Genomic DNA, 19,252 nt, shown 5'->3' on the forward strand with positions numbered 1-19,252 from the left:
GAAGCCATCGAACAGATTTGGCACCGACAAGTCGATGAGAGTTGGTTATACTTTTTTGATGGGAGTTATGAAATTGAAATTAACGTATAAAAGGAGGGCTGCACATGCGAATATTGCACACAGCTGATTGGCATTTCGGTCGCTCTTTAGAAGGAAGAGACCGGTTATCTGAACATGCTGCATTTGTTGATGAACTCGTAACGATTGTTGAAGAAGAAGCGGTGGATGCGATACTCATCGCCGGTGATCTATACGATAGCATGAACCCGCCAGCAGCTGCGGAGGAGCTCTACTACGAAGCATTAAGTCGTTTATCCGACGGAGGCAGGCGTCCGATTGTCGTGATTGCTGGAAATCATGATCAACCTGATCGTCTCGCAGCAGCGCTTCCTCTCGTTCAGTCGCAAAACATGTACCTGGTAGGTATGCCGATTACCGGGCCTCTCCACGTCCCGATCAAATCACACGACGTAACAATGAAAGTCGCCGCGTTACCTTATCCTTCTGAATCAAGATTACGGACGAGCTTTTCAAATAATGGAAGCTTTGACGGAGATGATTTGGCATTCCAACAGACGTACGACGAGCGGATTCAACAACTTTTTAAGCAAATGACCCAATCATTTTCCGATGATGACATTAATATAGCGACGAGTCATATTTTTGTTGGGGGTGGAGCGGCGACGGATTCCGAGCGCCCCATCGAAGTTGGAGGTGCCTATACGGTTCGTCCTACGAGCTTGCCGGAAAATGTGAGTTATACGGCACTTGGGCACTTACATCGCCCCCAATGGGTACACCACGCCCCGGCTCCAACTCGATATGCAGGGTCACCGCTATCCTTTTCGTTTAATGATACGGGTGTATCTAAATCAGTAACGGTAATTGACGTCGTGCCTCATGAAGACGCTCATATTCGAGAGATACCGCTCAAAAGCGGCAAGCCTCTCGTGAAATGGCAAGCGAAGAACGGACTACAGGAAGTTTACAAATGGCTGGATGAATCGGCATCACTTGATTTTTGGGTGGATTTGTCCATTCATAGCGACCACACGTTGCGCCCTGAAGACATCCAAAAAATACGACGGTCCCACCCGGGCATTGTGACGATTCGTGCGGTATTACCAGAAGAACAATATGTAGAGCGAGAAGAGCGTCGAAACTTACCGATCGATGAACTGTTTAAACAGTTTTATGAAAAGAAGACAGGTGGAGCTACCCCGGATCAAGAGATTACGGAGTTGTTTCTAAATCTCATTGACCAAGAGAGCACCGAACAGAAAGCAGGTGCAAAATGAGACCTGTCTATTTGAGTATCCGCGGTCTGCATAGCTTCCGTGACGCCGTAGAAATTGATTTTGACACGCTCTGTTCAGGTGGGGTCTTTGGGATTTTTGGTCCTACAGGTAGTGGTAAGTCAACGATATTAGATGCAATGACCTTTGCTTTATATGGGAAAATCGGTCGCAGTGGTGCAACGGGTGCGAGCATGATTAACCAAGCCGAAAAGGAAGCGATGGTCGTTTATACGTTTCGGCTGGGGGTACGTGTGTATACGGCCGAACGAAGAGTAAAGCGTTCCAAAGATGATACACTGCAAACGACGCGTGCACGGTTTTTAGATGTTACAGACGAAGCGGTTGTGCTTACCGACAAAGTGGGCGACATGAACGCTTCAATCGAACAGCTGCTCGGATTGAAATTGGCCGACTTTACACGTGCAGTCGTACTGCCTCAAAATAAATTTTCTGAGTTTCTTCACCTAAAAGGTTCCGACCGACGTGAAATGCTGCAACGGTTGTTTAACCTTCATAAGTACGGCGATGACCTTAACCACAAGATCAAAGAAGGATTGCAACATTTACAAGGGGAACATCGCGTCATTGATGGTGAGTTGCAAGGCATTGGTGAAGCTTCAGAAGCAGCGGTAAACAGAGCGAAAAAAAGAAGTGGTGGAAGCTGAAACAACGCTGAAGAAGGAACAAGAAAAAATAGAAGAGCATAAGCGTCAATGGGAAGCTGCTCAACAATTGAAAAGCTTATATGAAGAACTTCAAGATGCGCATAAGGAACAACAGAGCTTAGTTGAACAAAAACCACTCTACGAGAAGAGCCAAAAACGCCTTCGGGTTCACGCTCTTTCCAAAGAAGCGAAACCTCTATTGCTTGCAGTTGAGGAAGCAGCAGCGGACGTGTCTGTGAAAGAGAACGAGTATAAAAAGCAAGAAGAAGCGTTTTCTCAAATCGTGAAAGAGCTTGAAAGCGCAAGACAACAGCAACAACAAGATAAAGAAGATCGTGAGAAAAAAGAACCTGAGCTGCTCGTTCGGCAAGCGAAAATTGCTGATGCCGCAGAACAAGCAAAACAATATGAAGTCGCACGAAAGACGGTAAAAGAGGAACGTGAAAACGAGCAACAATTGAACAAAACAGTAAACGATCTAAGTAAGAATAAAGAAGCTCTCTCACACAGAATTACGGAGCAAAAAGAAAACATCGACCAGATGCAAAATGATTTGAATGCATATGACGATCGAGATGATGAAAGAAAACAAGTGGATGAAGCGTATGCGCATGCCAAGTCTCTTGACGCACTGTTCAAATCGGTCGAGGAAGTCGACGAGCAGCTCGTTCAAACGAGAAAAAAACAAACAGAGATTGAGGCAACGGCTCGGCAAGCGATAAATGACCGAAAGCAAATTGAAGAGAAACTAGCGATCGCTTATGAGTACGCGTTAAACTGGTACTCAACATTTAAAGATCTCGAGCGACAAAAAGCGAAAATGATGGATGCCGTGAAACTTAAGGGAATGCATCACACCCAAGCTTCTGTACATCAGATTGCCCAAAGCTTAGAAGCAGGAAACCCATGCCCAGTATGTGGGTCAACTTCACATCCAAACCCGAACACTGAGCGACCGAGCGAAGCCGAAGAGCGGCTACAAACATTATATGAAAATCTGAATACCGAGACGCCTACCTCATTTCCAACACACAACTATTGGAACAGATTGCGGGCCAAGTGCGCACAACCGTCGCCATTGATGAGCATCGGGATCGAGAGGTTCAACAAGTAGAAGAAACACTTTATGAGCAAAAGTCCAATGAAAATTTGGTTGCAATCATCGAACAATGGTTAGAACAGATCCCTCCGAAAACGAACACAGTTCAAAAAATCAAAGAGCGGACAGAAACGCTTATGAAAGAACACCAAGAGCAACTGCGCGTTGAACAAGCCCATCAAGCTGAGTTGAACTACGAGCAGAAGACGGTTGAAGAATTAACAAAAAGGCGTAACGAAAAGCATGCGGAGTGGGAAGCTGAAAAACACCGTTGGGAAAATTCTTATTCGGATTGGTCACTTACGACGATCGCTAAAACGAGGGAGCGTGTGCACGAACAAGCGAGCATCATTAGTCGCTTAAGAAAAAATGTGCAACAAGAGCAGCAATCGCTACAGAAGCTAGAAGCCGACCATAAACGACTCGAAGAAGACATTTACAAGCTTGAGATTGACGTCCTTAAATCGCAACATAATCGCCAACAAGCAGAAGCACAAATCTCGTCTTTTGAGAAGCAACATCATGACTTTGTGGACGTAGACAATATCGAAAAAGCAAAAGCTGATGTCGAAGAGCAGATTGCGCGCCTAAAAGCAAAAGTAAAGTCGAGTGACGAGCGAGTACAAATTTCTACGAAGCATTACGAGGAAATTGATGCGAAGCGGACAACAGCTCGGACTCGGTTCGAATCGGCAAAAGAGTTTCAACAAAAAGCCGATAAAGAATGGAGACATTATCAACAAACAAAATCGTTCACAACGTTAAGTGATCTGATTCAATTCGATACTGCTGCGCAGTTATCGGAATGGGTATTGTCTGATGAAGAACGGTTAAAAAATGAAGAACAAAAAGACGACTATGAGCGAAAGATCACAAGTGTTACCGCAAATGTTGAGCGTCTTGAAAAACGCATGGGAGGAAAAACCTTTGACGAAAAGGCGTTTGCCGAGCTTGAGCGTTCGTACAAAGAGAGTGAGTCTCGTTTCGAACTGCTTAAAGAACAACGAACAACCGCCAGATCAAAGTGGGAAGACGTGCAAGAGAAACATGTTGCTACGCAAAACTTAACAAGAAAAAGGAGCATTACGAGCAACAAATCAGTAACTATAAAGAACTGGAGTCTGTGTTTCGTGGAAAAGAATTTGTTGACTTTTTAGCGGAAGAGCAATTGATTCATGTCACGAAAAACGCTTCGGAACGACTTCATGATTTGACGAGAGGCCGCTATGCTTTAGTGCTTGACTCGAGCGGAGGATTTCTCATTGCAGACTATTTTAACGGTGGTGAGAAACGCCCGACAACCTCTCTGTCTGGAGGAGAGACGTTCCTTACATCACTTGCCCTTGCGCTGTCTTTATCAGCTTCCATTCAACTCACTGGAGAGCAAAACCTAGAGTTCTTCTTTTTGGATGAAGGATTTGGGACATTGGATACGGAGTTGTTAGATACAGTCGTAACGGCGTTGGAGCAATTGCAAACGGATCACCTAGCCGTTGGTGTCATCAGTCATGTTCCGGAATTACAAGAACGTCTTCAAACGCGATTGCTCGTCACCCCTGCTACGGCAGAAGGTACGGGCTCACGTGTGACCGTTCAAAGCTAGCCGACATTCGGCTAGCTTTTCTTCCGTCATCTATTGTTATGAAAAAAATTAAAAAAGTTTCGTCAGTTTTGCTTTCTCAACCGTTACCTATATGAACCGACAAAATAGAAAGGGCCAACCTAATGTTTGATCATCATTATGAACAGTTGTTCCCCGACCTTTGGCGATTTGCCAATAGTATTGCAAGACATGAACATGAAGCAGGAGATCTCATCCACGATGCTTGGACGAGAGCGATGAAACACCCCCACGTCTTTGACTTAGAAGTTCACCAACAACGTGCGTGGTTTTTCAAAACGATGAAACGTCTTTTAATTGATGAACGACGAAAAAGTCAACGTGAAGATGTATTTGATCATACGATTCATGATCGAATTGAATCTCCATTTAGTGACTATGAAAAAATTGAAGTGATGGAGATCCTTTCAACACTTCCCGAAGAAGAAAGAACGATATTATTTCAGAAATATTGGCTCGGATTGTCCAGTACTGAAATTGGTAGACAACTCAATATGCCGCCATCGACGGTTCGATCAAAGATGAAACGGCATTAAAACAATTGCAAAAATATTAGGAGGAATGATGATGAACGGTAAATTTGGAAACGTAGGTGTACTCGATTTACGAGAAACGAAAGAAGAAGAAATTAAAGGAATTACAAAAATTGGAAATGTCGGTGTCGTTCTTATACGACAGGGAGGAAGCCATCTATTGCACCAAATCTCAATTGGCAATATCGGGGTCGTCGTTGAGGTTGAGGAAGGATATGAGCTCTTTTTGGAAGACCTCCAAATTACTCGCTCCTATTTAGAAGGGCTTGAACATCCGCTTAAAGCGACTACGACAAGTGTTGTAACCTTTGAACGAGACGTCACAAAAGAAATGATACAAAAATACATTGCCGACATTCAGTATTATGGTCAGGTCAATATTCCGGAAGAGCTTAGAGGTTCGATTCAAACACGCATGACCGACCGAGGCGGTAACATACATGGCTATAATGATGAAGACATCAAGACCATTACAAAAAAAGGCACATTCCGTTTAAGTAAATCGTATCTGGAAAACTTGGATGAAGAAATTCACATGGAAATCAAAGGGGTGTTATACATTGAAGATGATGTGGATGAAGCGTCTTTACAGCGAATGTCTTCACTGTCCGTTAAAGGTGTCATCGAATTACGCAGCCGATTGGAACCTATAGTAACAGCGTTGTTAACATCAAAAAGTACCGTACTAGAGCTCATTCCAGATGACTATTATGTGGTCCCTAAAACCCTTAAATTGCGAGATCAGCAACTTTCCTTTTGGAAACATAAAAAGCTATTCACGGAGAAGCCGATATTTTTTGGAAAAGATGTTGACCGAGAGCGATTGGTGACAACGATCACAAATATTAAATCTTCATCATACATTGTTGGTTCGAGTGAAATTGAGGACGTATTGTATGAACTTGCAGATGATTTAGAAACAGAGATCTTAGCGATCGACAACGACTTCATCGTCGTCGATGGCAAGGAAGAATGGGATGATGAAGCGATTCAAGGTGTTGATGAAGGGACTTCAATCATTATCAACGGATCACTCACACTAGCTGAAGATGTGCAAAAAGAAACTTTGAAGACGTTAGGCTCGATCTATTTGTTCGGAAAAATGTATGTACATTCTGGAATTAAGTTGGTCGTAAAGCAAAAGTTAGACGTTGATCACGGCAGCATTCGAACAGAGAAGAATGAAGAAGGGACGGGAAACATCGGAGTGCTCAGAATATAGGGAGGTGTATGCGGATGTGGCATGATGAGTTTACGAAAGCATATTATCGGAATGAACGTGAACGACAAAACCGGTATTACCACCTTTCCCAATGGCATCGAGGGAAAAAGAAAAGAAGAGAGCGAAAGCGAGATGAGTAGTGGCCGCTGGCAAGAGTCACAAGAAAGTCATCCCCTCAACATACAAAAAGAGTATGTTGAGGGGATGACCGAATTTATCATATACATAAACCGGCCTGCTGCCTTTCGGGTTACGTATAAATTTCAATCATCTGTTTGCTCCATTGCCAGAACCTCTCCGCTTCTCGTTGATCAGATGCGAGCGCTTGTTTCACGGGTCGGCGTTTCATTTTGTAATAATACCCTCCGTTGACGATATCGTCAGTCTCTGCTAAGAAGACACTTGTTTCTGCTCCTTGTTCTGCTGTAGAAAAGAATGGCCTCAACACTTGATGCACACCTTTGCCAAAGCCTGTATCTCGATTCACACCGAGAGAAGTGCTCACAGCCCCAGGATGAACGGCAACGGTGTTCGCACGAGTGTGTTTTAATCGTTCAGCTAAACGCATCGTAAACCAAAGGTTCGCGAGTTTTGAGCGCCCGTAAGCTTTCATAATTGAAAAAGAATGGTCAAGGTGAGGGTCTTGTGGGTCAAATGCCCCCCATTTATATGCTCCTGAGGAAAGATTAATGACACGTGCAGAATCTACGTTTATCATCATCGGTAACAAAGATTGTGTGAGTAAAAAATGTCCGAGGTGATTCACACCGAGCATCTTTTCAAATCCTTGCGCGGTCGTTTCACGTTGGAGAGTGACCACACCCGCATTATTAATGAGTCGGTCGAGTGAGGCATGTTTTTTCTGATAGGCTTTTGCGAATTGCTGTACGCTCTCCAAGTCGTTTAAATCACAGTACATGACCGAAAAACGACCATGAGGCACTTCAGCGAGCAATTGCTGTTTCGCCTCTTCCCCGCGTGTGATTGATCGACAAGCGATCGTCACATGAGCCCCTCTTCTGCCAATTTCCTGCGCTGTTGCTTTGCCAATTCCTGAATTTGCTCCAGTAATGATGACGTTCATATGCCGCATAGGAAAGTCCCCTTTACTTCCAATAATAGTTTCATATTCCCTTAGTCGTTGGAGGTGAAACAGATTTATAGAAAACGGTTGATAGTCTTTGAGTCACTCGCTATGATTAAAGAAGCAGCATTTCAGGAGGAGAGTCATGAGAGACGAAGCAAAGAAATTACTACAAACCTATTACGGATATGACTCGTTTCGCCCTGGACAATTTGAAGTCATAGAATCCATTATGAACGGTCAAGATGTGATGGGAATTATGCCTACAGGTGGTGGGAAGTCGATCTGTTATCAGTTACCGTCTCTACTTCTTGACGGCATGACGATTGTCGTATCCCCGCTCATTTCATTGATGAAAGACCAAGTGGATGAAATACAAGAAATCGGGATTCCGGCTACATACATTAACAGTTCGCTGTCAGGAAAAGAAACCCATCGGCGATTAGAAGCTGCGAAAAACCATGAGTATAAATTAATGTACTTAGCACCTGAACGGCTCGTATCCCCAGATTTCACATCGAGCTTACATGAGTTGGATATCTCATTAATCGCCATCGATGAAGCACATTGTCTTTCCCAGTGGGGTCACGATTTTCGACCGAGTTACTTAATGATTCCATCTTTTATCCAATCTCTAGACAAGAAGCCAAGCGTTCTCGCACTTACTGCGACGGCGACACCAGAAGTTGCTCGGGATGTGTGTGAAGCACTTCGTATCCCTGAAGACCAGCGGGTTAACACCGGATTCCTTCGAGAAAATCTGACACTGTCAGTCATTAAAGATCAAGACGATGACAAGTATATCGTCAATTACGTTAGAAAAAGTGCCGGAGAATCCGGGATCATTTATGCAAGCACGCGAAAAGAAGTCGAGAGAATTTATCACTACCTTACACAAAAAGGAATTCAAGCTGGCAAGTATCACGGTGGCATGGATTCAGAGTCGCGTGAACAGAGTCAAGAGCAGTTCGTTTATGATGAAGTAAACGTCATGGTTGCAACGAATGCGTTTGGGATGGGTATCAATAAATCCAATGTCCGCTATGTGATTCATGCACAGCTTCCCCGGACGATTGAAGCTTACTACCAAGAAGCGGGGAGAGCGGGGAGAGATGGCCTGGACAGTGAATGTATATTGTTATTTTCACCACAAGATGTTCAAATCCAAAATTTCTTACTCGAGCAAACCCAACTCTCTGAAGACAGGAAGCAGCAAGAGTTTTTAAAACTCCGGTCGATGGTGAATTATTGTCATACAGAAGATTGCTTGATGAAGTTTATATTGAAGTATTTTGGTGATGATGACGCACAAGATTGTGGACGTTGCCTTCATTGTACGGACCAACGTCAGACCGTCGATGTGACCAAGGAAGCGCAAATGGTATTCTCCTGTATGAAAAGAACGAGGGAGCGATTTGGAAAGACGATGATTGCTGGAGTGCTTGCGGGTTCCAGTAATCGAAAAATCATTGATTTTAAACTCGATCAACTTTCTACATATGGGCTCATGAAAGGTCGCTCTCAACGAGAGATTACCGCTTTTATTGATTTTCTTGCTGCCCATCGTTACGTCACAATCGGTGAAGGCCAGTATCCGGTATTAACACTAAATGAACGGTCCGTTGATGTTCTTAAAGGAGAAGAACGGGTGTTAAAGAAAGAAACGGTTGCTACGACGAGTGTTAGTGTGGATGATCCCGTGTTTCAACAGTTAAAGAAAGTGCGTACTCAGCTTGCAAAAGAACATTCGGTCGCACCTTATATGGTATTTTCTGATCAAACATTGCGGCATCTCGCGGTCAGTCAACCAAAAACGAAACAAGAAATGCTCTCGATCAAAGGGATCGGAGAGCATAAATTAGATGTTTACGGCGAAGCTTTTTACAAGCACTGCATCAAACCGTCGAATGATAGTAGTGTACGAACGATGGGGCGTTGAAGTTGGCTTGAAGGAATGAATCATAAAAGTCACGGTAACGCCCGTCGTTTTCTAGCAGTCTTTCAAGATGTTTCGCAATCCCTATTTTCTCGAAAGCAACGAGAGGAGGGGATTGTTTTAAGTTTTTCTCCCGATAAAAGATCTCTTGATAGACAATTTCCTCTGGGGTGACACCTGCTTTGATTCGATCAATGAGGCGCGCTTCCCGTTCATCAATGATTTGCATATAATCTTTTAACTTCGCTTGATAGTCTTCCCGAGAAAATACACCTTTGTGATGGAGCGTCACGTAATGCTCCACATCATAGCCGAGCGTTTTCTCCGCAGACGCAATCATCTGATTAATGTTCGAATCAGCGTTGTTATACCATGGCCCAAAAGAAGTGAGGTCGTAATCCCCGACGATCATTACTTTCTCTTCTGGGAAATATGGGCAGCAAAAGCTCTCACAATGACCAGGTGTATGAATCATTTGCACTCGTTTTCCAGCGACAACAAATTCTTCATCGAATGGGTAGATCTCTTTGTTGCGATCAACGACTGATTGAAACGCTCGTCCTTCCCGGCTCTTAATCATCGCCTGGAGGTTTTGTTCCCCTTCGACAGCATAATTGCCACCTATTTTGAGAAGCTCCTCCATAGAACTGAGTTTCTTGGCGTCAAGCGGGTTGACATGCACTTGTGCGGTAGGGAAATGCTTGATGCCCCACGTATGATCAATATGAAAGTGGGTGAGGAATATTTGACTTATATCATATTGGTCATGGATGTAGGAGAATGCTTCTTTTCCTGCACCCGCATCAATGAGTGCAGACTCCCCGTCACCGACCACAACCACATTGGTGGTGAACGGTACGCGACTGCCATTCTCACCACGTATAATTTCTAAATCTCCAATCCGTATCGTATTCTCTCTATCCATCGAATTGTCCTCCGATCATCGTCTAGGTGTTGGTTAGATCGTTGTTCGCACTTCCCATAACTCTGGGAAGAAGTACTGATCAATTACTTTTTTAAGGTAGCTTACACCTGATGAACCGCCCGTCCCTTTTTTATTACCGATAATTCTTTCGACGGTCTTCATGTGGCGAAAGCGCCATTGTTGGAACCAATCTTCAAGGTCAACAAGCTTTTCGGCGAGCTCATAAAGCTCCCAATGGTCATCTACGTTTTCATATACAGCTTGCCAAGCTTTTTGTACACTTTCGTGTGTCGTATATGGCTTGGTAATGTCGCGCTCTAGTACATGTTGGTCAATAGCAAAGCCCGCGCGACTGAGCGCTTGTATCGACACGTCATACAAGCTCGGTCTATTTAGCTGGTGTTTGAGCTTTTCGTAAATCTCGGGTTCGTTCTCGTAAATCTTTAAGCTATGTTCGGTTTTATATCCGAGGGAAAATTCAATCATTCGGTACTGATAGGATTGAAACCCTGATGCTTTGCCAAGAGCATCTCTAAACTCCATGTACTCTGCCGGAGTTAACGTTGATAACACATCCCAACCTTGGATGATTTGCGATTGGATTTTTGAAACTCTCGCGAGCATTTTGAATGCAGGTGAAAGTTCACCAGCTTGTATTGATTGAATTGCCCGATCTAACTCATGAATAATGAGCTTCATCCATAGTTCACTCACTTGATGAATAATGATGAAGAGCATTTCATCTGGATGATCTGACAACCGGTTTTGGCTGGAGAGAATTTGATCTAACGTCAAGTAGTCACTGTACGTCATATTGTCTTTAAAATCGGTATGGATGTCTTTCTCATTTTTAAACGCTTTCAATTGATCGTCATTGTCCAAAACATGTTCCTCCTAACGTTTGCTTCTTTAGAACGGCTCGGACCGGACTACCATCACCGTGTGTAATTGCAAGCGGTAATGCTGATAGAAAATAGCCCCCCGCTTCAACGTGTCGAGCATAAGGTTTTCCAATATATACATGTTGCGTAAATTTAATCTTTTATGCGCGAGCATCGATTTGCTATCAAGCGGATCAACAGACGGCACATCCACACCAATGAGTTTTACTTCTTGCTCAAATAAATAGTCAACCGCCGCTTCGTCTATCGCTGCAATTGAATCCGGAAAACGGTTCGCATCGTTCGGTATTTTTGTTTTAAGTAATACGCGACGGGCTTTAATCGGTCCGCATTGTTGCAACGCTTCTTTTGAGATGGTTGGATAAGCGGATAGATCCACAACTTGTGCGGGTCCGATAAAAGGTTCAATCGGCACATCGCCCATCCTTTGACCTTCTTTTTCTGCATGGTACGGTGCATCTGCATGAGTTCCGCTATGAAGGCTCAGCTGAATTTGCCCGATGGCAACGGATCCGGTGTCGGCGTGAGAGTAAGTTTCTTTATACGTGAATGGAATGTCACCGGGCCAATGAGCGAGTGAGCCCGTGAGCGGTTGGGTAATATCAATCCACTCGCTCATGAGACGACATCCCGCTCTTTACTAAACTGTTCATATGCTTTCGTCGACATAATTTCATAGAGTGCATCCACCACATGATAGATTTCCTCATATGTATTATACAAGGGCACAGGTGCGAGACGGATCCCGTTTGGTGGCCGTAAATCGGGCACGATGCCATTCTTTTTAAGAGCTTTAACGATTCTAGCCGCTTCGTGATGCTCTAAATATACATGCCCTCCACGTTCTTTGTTACCTCGCGGATTGCTGACAGTAAACTGAAACTGTGCAAGGCGGTCGTCAATCAGGTCCATAAAATAAGCCGTCATCCGTAACGAACGCTCACGTAAGGCAGTAATGCCTATCTGCTCGAACATATCTAAACTGGCAATTAATGGCGCAGTGCTCAAAATGTGGGGTGTGCCAATTTGAAATGACCCGGCATCATCGGCAAACGTAGGTTCATGATTCATGTCGAATTGCTTTTCTTTATTCGAACCGAACCATCCGGCAAGGCCTGGGGTTTTCACGTGATGTTTCTCATGAACGAACAGCCCACCTGTACTTCCAGGTCCGGCATTCACATATTTGTAGTTGCACCAAAAAGCAAAGTCCACTTCGCAATCATGAAGTTGGTGGGGAATACTGCCGATGGAATGGCAAAGATCAAATCCAATCGGAATGTTCTTATCATTTGCAGCCCGGGTAATCGCTTCGATATCAAGCACTTGTCCACTCCGGTACAACACTGAAGGCAAAACAATGAGTGCAATGTCGTCACGCATAGCAGCAATGATGTCATCGGTATGTAAGGTCAGGCCATCACGGGATTTAACTTTCACAAGGTGATCGTCAGGGTTTTTATTTTTTTGTTTGAGTTGACTTTCTAGCGCATAAATATCACTCGGGAAGTTCAATTCATCTGCGAGAATCTTCGTTCTGTTCCCTTCAGGTTGATAAAAAGTGGCAACGAGCTGATGAAGATTCGTTGTCGTTGACCCAGTGACAATCACTTCGCCGACGCGTGCACCAATGAGGTTGGCGCTTTTTTCTCCAAGTTGCTCACTTAAGTAAAACCAAGGATGATCGCCTTTCGTCCAGCCATCAATGGCATGTTGTTTCCAACTTTCTAACAGTTCAAGCACTTTTTGTTCCGCGGATGTTGATAAGAGTCCGAGGGAATTTCCGTCAAAATAAATGTGAGAATGGTTTGTGTAAAACTGATCACGAAGTGATGCGACCGTTTCTTGATTGTCCATTTCTTTTGCCTTTTCTAATGTATAACGGTGCAAAACATACGACCTCCTTCATCATCGATTTCTGTACTATCTTCTCATGAACGATGTATCTTTTCCATATTTCTCTCTAAACAATATTTTTTTGAATATTGCATTCATAAACGGTATAGTATAAGTGTAAGCAAATATCTGATAGGGGGCTTGGAGATGTTGCGTTTTTCAAAAGTAGAAATGATCCGTCTTTTGAGTGAGTTATGCGGGATTCCTCGACCTTTCCTGGTGGATATGGAAGACGATGCACTAAAACGATTGTTTCATGAACGTCTGTCAGTACACCAACCATATGCACTCGTACCTTCCCACAAGAAATCATCATAAATGGCAAGCACTCCATAGGGGGTGCTTTTCTTTTGTCTGTAGGCAGCTCCATCAATTAGAATGATAATGTATACTGAAGAAGATAAAACACGGGCATAGCGATGCGGGTGTTTACGCTTGTTTCACGTGACATTACATGCAGTAGAGGATGACGAAATCATGACAAATCGCGGATACGTACAAATCGATTTTCATCATAAAGAGACAGGCCCACTGTTATTCACAAATCCCATACATATCATAACGACAAACCACGTTGACGAAGTCGACCGATGTCTAGATGAGATTGGTTCGTGGACGGAACAAGGATACTTTGCGGCAGGGTTTATTTCATATGAAGCAGACATACGAAGCTTTTCGGTTCATAAGGAGAGTGGCATGCCGCTCGTTTGGTTTGGCATTTTTTCGAAAGCCAAAGCTGTGCCACAATCGAAGAGGCCAAAGCCATATGATGTAGGTCATTGGGAAACGAAAACGACCAAGAGTAAATATATGAAAGATATTGAAACGATTCACGAACATATCCGCCAAGGCGATACGTATCAAGTCAATTATACGATGCAATTGGAAAGTCAATTTCTTGGAGATGCGAAATCGTATTATGAGGATTTGAAAACGAAACAACAAGCCGCATATAGTGCGTATGTGGACATGGGTGATGGGCGTAAAGTTGTGTCGGTCTCCCCTGAACTGTTCTTTTCGAAAACTGACAATGAACTTATGACAAAGCCGATGAAAGGAACGATTCGTAGAGGGGAAACGTCTTCAGAGGATGAACAACTAAAAAAAACGCTCGTACACTCTGAGAAAGATCGTGCGGAAAATGTGATGATCGTCGATCTTCTTCGAAACGATCTCGGTCGCATTGCGAAGTTAGGTTCAGTTCATGTGAATGATTTGTTCCATATTGAACAATACCCGACCGTTTGGCAAATGACGTCTGTTGTGGCGTGCACGATGAGACCTAAAGTGAAATTTCGAGAACTTGTTCGTACCCTCTTCCCTTGCGTTCGATCACCGGAGCGCCAAAGCAAGAGACGATGAAAATCATTCAAGACCTAGAGGCCGACCCCCGAGGGGTGTATTGTGGATCGATCGGCTACGTTACACCAACTGGGGATGCGCTATTTAATGTAGGCATTCGTACCGCATCAATCATGAATGAATCCATTCGCTACGGTGCAGGGGGTGGGGTAACGATCGATTCAACGGCGGAGGGGGAGTATGCGGAGGCTTTGCTTAAAACGAACGTTGTGGAGCAAGTGAAATCGAACTTCTCACTGCTTGAAAGCATGTTGTTAAAAGAAGGTCGGTATGCTCGTTTGAACGAACATCTCGAGCGGCTTGCCGAGTCTCAAATGACATTTTTACGGTCGCTTGACGAAGACAATATAAAAATGGCGCTGTTGGAATACGCAGAATCGCTCGATCACTCAACGACCTACAAAGTCCGGTTAGTTGTTGGACCGACCGGTGAATGGTCGATATCTCATCACCGGATTGAACACTCGGGCATACGGACAGTCGAACGTGTCGGCTGGGGAACCCGACCTGTCCACCGCGGTGACCTGTTTTTACGCCATAAAACGACGTTGCGCAGCGTGTATGAAGAGAGACGTCTTCCAAATGTGTTTGATGTGCTTTTATACAATGATGAAAATGAAGTGACCGAATTTACAATCGGCAATGTCGTTGCCAAAGTGAATGGGAAATACGTCACACCTCCGTTGGAATCGGGGTGTTTGCCTGGTGTTTTCCGTCGACATTTATTACAACAAGGGACGATTGAAGAACAAGTGCTGACCGTGGATGACGTTTCGTTCGCCGATGAGTTATGGCTTATTAATAGTGTACGTGAATGGGTGAAGGTGCGGTTATCTTAAAGTGATGCAAACGAATGTTCGTGCGTGTTATACTGACGGTATGGAATGAAAGGGGGAGATCAAATGCTTTTTGAAAAACCGAACCTTGAGCAACTGATTGCTCAGTTAAAAGAAGACGAGCATGTGGTGCATTGGCACACGATCCCACCTCAAGAAGCAAGGCATGCCCCTTTGCCTAATTTGGACGAGCGGATCATTAAAGCTATGGAACGTAAAGGTATTGAATCCTTATACACACATCAACGTGATGCAATCGATGCGACAACGGCAGGATCAAATATTGTAACCGTCACTCCAACAGCATCTGGCAAAACGCTCTGCTACAATTTACCAGTACTTCAATCCATTGCTCAAGACCCTGAATTGAGAGCGCTCTACTTATTTCCGACGAAGGCTCTCGCACAAGATCAAAAAAGTGAACTCGCAGAATGGATTGAGGACTCGGGTATGGATGTGAACAGCTATACGTATGACGGTGATACTGCACCTGCAATCAGACAAAAGATCCGACAAGCTGGACATGTGGTCATGACAACCCAGATATGTTGCACACGTCCATTTTGCCTCATCATACGAAGTGGGTATCTCTGTTTGAAAAGCTAAAGTACATCGTGATTGATGAACTTCACATGTATCGTGGAGTGTTTGGTAGTCATGTAGCGAATGTCATCCGACGTCTCGTACGACTGGCCCAATACTACGGCAGTCGCCCGCAATTTATTTGCACGTCTGCAACAATAAAAAATCCGAAAGAACTTGCGGAGCGACTCACTGAACAATCATTCTCGTTGATTAACAACAACGGAGCACCCACAGGGAAAAAACACATCGCTTTTTACAACCCGCCTGTCGTAAACAAAGCATTAAACATTCGTCAGAGTGCTTCTAAAAAGGTGCGGCAGTTGGCAAGAAGAACGCTCGAAGCAAGGGCGCAACTCATTGTGTTTGCCAAAAGCCGTGTTCGAGTAGAAGTCATCTATAGCGACCTTCAATCGATGATGCAAAAAGAGTGGGGGCCGGCTTCGATTCGGGCGTATCGCGGTGGCTATTTGCCAAGTGAGCGTAGAGCAATTGAACGAGGATTAAGAAATGGAGAAGTGCGCGGGTGGTGAGTACAAATGCATTGGAGCTAGGCATGGATATCGGGCAACTCCAAGTGTGTATACTCACAGGGTATCCTGGCTCTGTGTCTAGTCTATGGCAACAGGCCGGACGTGCAGGAAGACGCCAAGATGAGTCGCTTGTTATTGTGGTGGCTGGCTCCACACCGATCGATCAGTACGTGATGAATCATCCAGCGTACGTGCTTGATTCTCCGGCAGAGGAAGCGCGAATTGAACCGAACAACGTACTCATTTTGATGGATCATGCGAAATGTGCAGCATACGAGCTGCCATTCCATGTTGACGATGAGTACGGAGGCGTGCCAATTAATGACATTATGGACTATTTAAAAGATCAGCAAATTGTTCATTTGCGAAGAGATAAATGGTACTGGATGAGTCAAGCGTTTCCCGCCCACAATATAAGTCTTCGATCTGCTTCTCAAGAGAACATTGTGATCATTGATCAATCTGAGCAAGGTAAAACAGCGGTCATCGGGGAAATGGATCGTTTTAGTGCGATGACGCTCTTGCATGAAGAAGCGATTTACCTACACCAAGGTGAACAATTTCAAGTCGAGGAATTGGATTGGGAAGAGAAGAAGGCTTATGTGAAACACGTGGACGTCGAGTATTTCACAGATGCGAACCTTAATGTCAAGCTGTTTGTGATTGAAGAAGACGAAGCGGTTGCCCGCGCCCACTATCGCCGATCTTTTGGCGACGTAGCTGTCACGATCATGCCTTCAATATTCAAGAAAATGAAACTATCGACTTACGAAAATATCGGTTCTGGGCCGATTCATCTTCCTCAAGAAGAGTTGCATACGTCTGGCGTTTGGCTAGATTTCGATGAATCCGCACTTCTCCAGTTCGGCAAAAATCGGTTTGAGCATATGCTTGTAGCACTGAGCACGATGCTTCATCATTTGGGAGCGGTTATGACAATGAGTGACCGTAGTGATTTGCACACAGCCGTACAAATTAAAGCCGATCATTCCGAGCTGCCAGCCATCTTCTTATATGACCATTACCCTGGTGGGATTGGACTTTCAGAAAAAGTGTATCAGCGAATGGATGAAATTCTTCACCGCTGCCTTCTGCTGAGTGAACAGTGTCCATGTGCGCATGGGTGTCCGTCTTGTTTAGGTTCAGGCGAACACGAAGGACTCAAGCAAGATGTCAACCGTTGGCTTGCGACACTCATAGAGTAAGGTTGTGGAACAACATGAATTTTAAAAAGAAATTGGCACGTATGAAGCCGCATTTACAGACAGAGACTGTTCAGACGGAAGCTCCGCCAAACCATCAACCGTTAGAAACGAAGCAGTGGCATGATCTGCAGTGTAGCGTAATTGACACCGATCAAGGGACGGTCATTCACCGACAAAACACGTATCCACTCGGAGTAGCCGAAAGGGATACATTATCTTTTTCACATGTGTTTAGCGACTGGTCAAACTTGTCTGTTCACCAGCACCCTCTTAAACCTAAGGATCATACCGAGCCAAGTGATTTGTTGTTTTTAGATACCGAAACGACAGGTCTTAGCCACGGTGCAGGCAATATGATTTTTATGATTGGTACAGGTAGAATTGTGGGTAACCAAATGGTTATTGACCAATATTTGTTGCCAGGTCCAGAGAACGAAGTCGCTTTTTATGATTACTTTTTAAAACAAGTTCACCATCTGGATGCCTTAGTAACATATAACGGCAAAGCATTTGATTGGCCACAAGTGAGAATGCGACATACGATGCTTAGACACGAGCTTCCTCGACTTCCTGAGTTTGGTCACTTTGATCTGTTGCACGCAGCGAGGCGACTGTTCAAACATCAATTGCCCTCGTGTCAGCTTAGTGTCGTAGAAGAGGAAATTCTACAAATGGGCAGAGAGGAAGATACACCGGGTTACTTGGCGCCGATGTATTATCAAGATATTTACAAACAGCGGACCCGACCCACCTTATTGGTGTGTTTGAACATAATGAACAAGACATCAAGTCGTTGTTCACGCTGTACCTCGAGTTGTCAGACCGGGTGCTAGGCGGTGGAAAAACATTAGATGAGGCATTTGAAATCGCTCGGTGGTGGAAACAGCAAGGAGAGTGGCGCTTAGCGCTACACCAATTCACCTCTCTTGTAGATAAAGGTTATGGGAATGAGGCCGTCGTCGAACGTGCGCGCTTGCTACGAAAACATGTCAATGAGGAAGAGAGTATCAAGCTCTACGAACAGTTGTATACCGCTGACTCTATCCAGAAAATCGAAGCAGCCCGTGTACTTTCCATGTGGTATGAACACAAAAAGAAACAGTACGACGATGCGCTTCGTGTTGCATACCAAGGCCTTCTTTGGTGTGAGCATGAGCCAGCTAAAGAAAAAGCAGCGTGGGAGCATCGGATTCGTCGTTTAAAAGGGAAATGTTCACAGATATACCCACTTGGATAATGGGTGTCATCTCTGTAGAATTTCATGCCGGCAGGGGGGGCGCTAGATAAGTTGAACGAAAGAATTTCACTGAATCCGATAACCGAGATCGACCTTTACGGGCGAACGCCTACCGATCGTCTGTTGAAGTAAATCTCACTCCGATGTCGATCGGTGTTTGTTATTGCAAGGGTTGTGGCCAACACTGAAGACGTTTACTGAATGGTAAAAAGACGTGACCAATGGTCACCACCTGGCACTTATGTGACAATCCAGCCTTTAAACCGTACACCTTCGACCCTCAACGGTCACATAGATCCCGATTTGTGACCGTCGA

18 protein-coding genes and 2 pseudogenes are annotated in these 19,252 nt (G+C 44.5%); 15 read left to right on the plus strand and 5 right to left on the minus strand.

Annotation, left to right across the window (positions count from 1 at the left end):
* Positions 1-104: 104 nt before the first annotated feature.
* The 8 genes from sbcD to JCM19037_RS27990 all read left to right on the plus strand — a co-directional run bounded on the left by sbcD (position 105) and on the right by JCM19037_RS27990 (position 6,578).
* Entirely contained in the window at positions 105-1,298 is a 1,194-nt protein-coding gene (gene sbcD / locus JCM19037_RS00105; RefSeq protein ID WP_042396574.1) for an exonuclease subunit SbcD, read from the plus strand.
* On the plus strand, positions 1,295-1,963 hold the full coding sequence (locus tag JCM19037_RS00110) for an AAA family ATPase (protein WP_042396578.1): 669 nt from the start codon (positions 1,295-1,297) through the stop codon (positions 1,961-1,963). The genes sbcD and JCM19037_RS00110 overlap by 4 nt, the downstream gene beginning before the upstream one ends.
* Entirely contained in the window at positions 1,953-3,077 is a 1,125-nt protein-coding gene (locus tag JCM19037_RS00115) for a hypothetical protein (RefSeq protein WP_042396580.1), read from the plus strand. Before JCM19037_RS00110 ends, JCM19037_RS00115 begins: the two co-directional genes overlap by 11 nt.
* Positions 3,023-4,219: a hypothetical protein gene (locus JCM19037_RS26330; protein WP_042396583.1), complete on the plus strand. Its 1,197-nt coding sequence runs from the start codon at positions 3,023-3,025 to the stop codon at positions 4,217-4,219. Before JCM19037_RS00115 ends, JCM19037_RS26330 begins: the two co-directional genes overlap by 55 nt.
* On the plus strand, positions 4,186-4,665 hold the full coding sequence (locus JCM19037_RS00125) for an SbcC/MukB-like Walker B domain-containing protein (protein WP_042396586.1): 480 nt from the start codon (positions 4,186-4,188) through the stop codon (positions 4,663-4,665). Before JCM19037_RS26330 ends, JCM19037_RS00125 begins: the two co-directional genes overlap by 34 nt.
* A gap of 122 nt (positions 4,666-4,787) precedes the next feature.
* Positions 4,788-5,219, plus strand: a complete 432-nt coding sequence (locus JCM19037_RS00130; protein ID WP_042396588.1) for an RNA polymerase sigma factor — start codon at positions 4,788-4,790, stop codon at positions 5,217-5,219.
* A 31-nt stretch (positions 5,220-5,250) separates the two neighbouring features.
* Positions 5,251-6,438 carry a hypothetical protein gene (locus JCM19037_RS00135; RefSeq protein WP_042396591.1) on the plus strand — a complete coding sequence of 396 codons (1,188 nt, stop codon included), beginning with the start codon at positions 5,251-5,253 and terminating at the stop codon, positions 6,436-6,438.
* Positions 6,439-6,452: 14 nt separating this feature from the next.
* Entirely contained in the window at positions 6,453-6,578 is a 126-nt protein-coding gene (locus JCM19037_RS27990) for a hypothetical protein (protein WP_255357819.1), read from the plus strand.
* Positions 6,579-6,688: 110 nt separating this feature from the next.
* On the opposite strand, the gene JCM19037_RS00140 is transcribed toward JCM19037_RS27990, so the two are convergent.
* Positions 6,689-7,531 (minus strand): SDR family oxidoreductase, encoded by an 843-nt coding sequence (locus JCM19037_RS00140; protein WP_042396594.1) that lies wholly within the window; start codon positions 7,529-7,531, stop codon positions 6,689-6,691.
* Positions 7,532-7,667: 136 nt separating this feature from the next.
* Here JCM19037_RS00140 and recQ point away from each other — a divergent pair, with 136 nt between their 5' ends.
* On the plus strand, positions 7,668-9,461 hold the full coding sequence (gene recQ / locus JCM19037_RS00145) for a DNA helicase RecQ (protein WP_042396597.1): 1,794 nt from the start codon (positions 7,668-7,670) through the stop codon (positions 9,459-9,461).
* On the opposite strand, the gene JCM19037_RS00150 is transcribed toward recQ, so the two are convergent.
* From JCM19037_RS00150 to kynU, 4 genes are read right to left on the minus strand one after another with little or no spacing between them, the layout of a single operon-like run.
* Positions 9,418-10,383 (minus strand): MBL fold metallo-hydrolase, encoded by a 966-nt coding sequence (locus JCM19037_RS00150; RefSeq protein ID WP_042396600.1) that lies wholly within the window; start codon positions 10,381-10,383, stop codon positions 9,418-9,420. The genes recQ and JCM19037_RS00150 overlap by 44 nt on opposite strands.
* Positions 10,384-10,416: 33 nt before the next feature.
* A complete protein-coding gene (gene kynA / locus JCM19037_RS00155; protein WP_042396603.1) occupies positions 10,417-11,265 on the minus strand; it encodes a tryptophan 2,3-dioxygenase in 849 nt (282 codons plus the stop codon).
* Between the two features lie 27 nt (positions 11,266-11,292).
* A complete protein-coding gene (locus JCM19037_RS00160; RefSeq protein ID WP_238544460.1) occupies positions 11,293-11,904 on the minus strand; it encodes a cyclase family protein in 612 nt (203 codons plus the stop codon).
* Positions 11,901-13,142 carry a kynureninase gene (gene kynU, locus JCM19037_RS00165; RefSeq protein ID WP_042396925.1) on the minus strand — a complete coding sequence of 414 codons (1,242 nt, stop codon included), beginning with the start codon at positions 13,140-13,142 and terminating at the stop codon, positions 11,901-11,903. The genes JCM19037_RS00160 and kynU overlap by 4 nt, the downstream gene beginning before the upstream one ends.
* A gap of 186 nt (positions 13,143-13,328) precedes the next feature.
* Here kynU and JCM19037_RS25360 point away from each other — a divergent pair, with 186 nt between their 5' ends.
* The 6 genes and pseudogenes from JCM19037_RS25360 to JCM19037_RS21665 all read left to right on the plus strand — a co-directional run bounded on the left by JCM19037_RS25360 (position 13,329) and on the right by JCM19037_RS21665 (position 18,936).
* On the plus strand, positions 13,329-13,499 hold the full coding sequence (locus JCM19037_RS25360; protein ID WP_193744612.1) for a hypothetical protein: 171 nt from the start codon (positions 13,329-13,331) through the stop codon (positions 13,497-13,499).
* A gap of 492 nt (positions 13,500-13,991) precedes the next feature.
* Positions 13,992-14,683 (plus strand): annotated as a pseudogene (locus JCM19037_RS26335) (chorismate-binding protein); the annotation flags it as partial.
* Positions 14,684-14,791: 108 nt separating this feature from the next.
* Positions 14,792-15,382, plus strand: coding sequence for an aminotransferase class IV (locus JCM19037_RS21660; protein WP_238544472.1), 591 nt, complete (start codon positions 14,792-14,794; stop codon positions 15,380-15,382).
* Positions 15,383-15,445: 63 nt separating this feature from the next.
* Positions 15,446-17,699 (plus strand): annotated as a pseudogene (locus tag JCM19037_RS00175) (DEAD/DEAH box helicase).
* Positions 17,700-17,713: 14 nt separating this feature from the next.
* Positions 17,714-18,532, plus strand: coding sequence for a ribonuclease H-like domain-containing protein (locus JCM19037_RS00180; RefSeq protein WP_052363372.1), 819 nt, complete (start codon positions 17,714-17,716; stop codon positions 18,530-18,532).
* Positions 18,493-18,936, plus strand: coding sequence for a hypothetical protein (locus JCM19037_RS21665; protein ID WP_152548870.1), 444 nt, complete (start codon positions 18,493-18,495; stop codon positions 18,934-18,936). The genes JCM19037_RS00180 and JCM19037_RS21665 overlap by 40 nt, the downstream gene beginning before the upstream one ends.
* Positions 18,937-19,252: the final 316 nt, after the last annotated feature.

Origin of the sequence: Geomicrobium sp. JCM 19037, from assembly GCF_000698105.1 — a bacterium.
GTDB lineage: Bacteria > Bacillota > Bacilli > Bacillales > Marinococcaceae > Geomicrobium_A.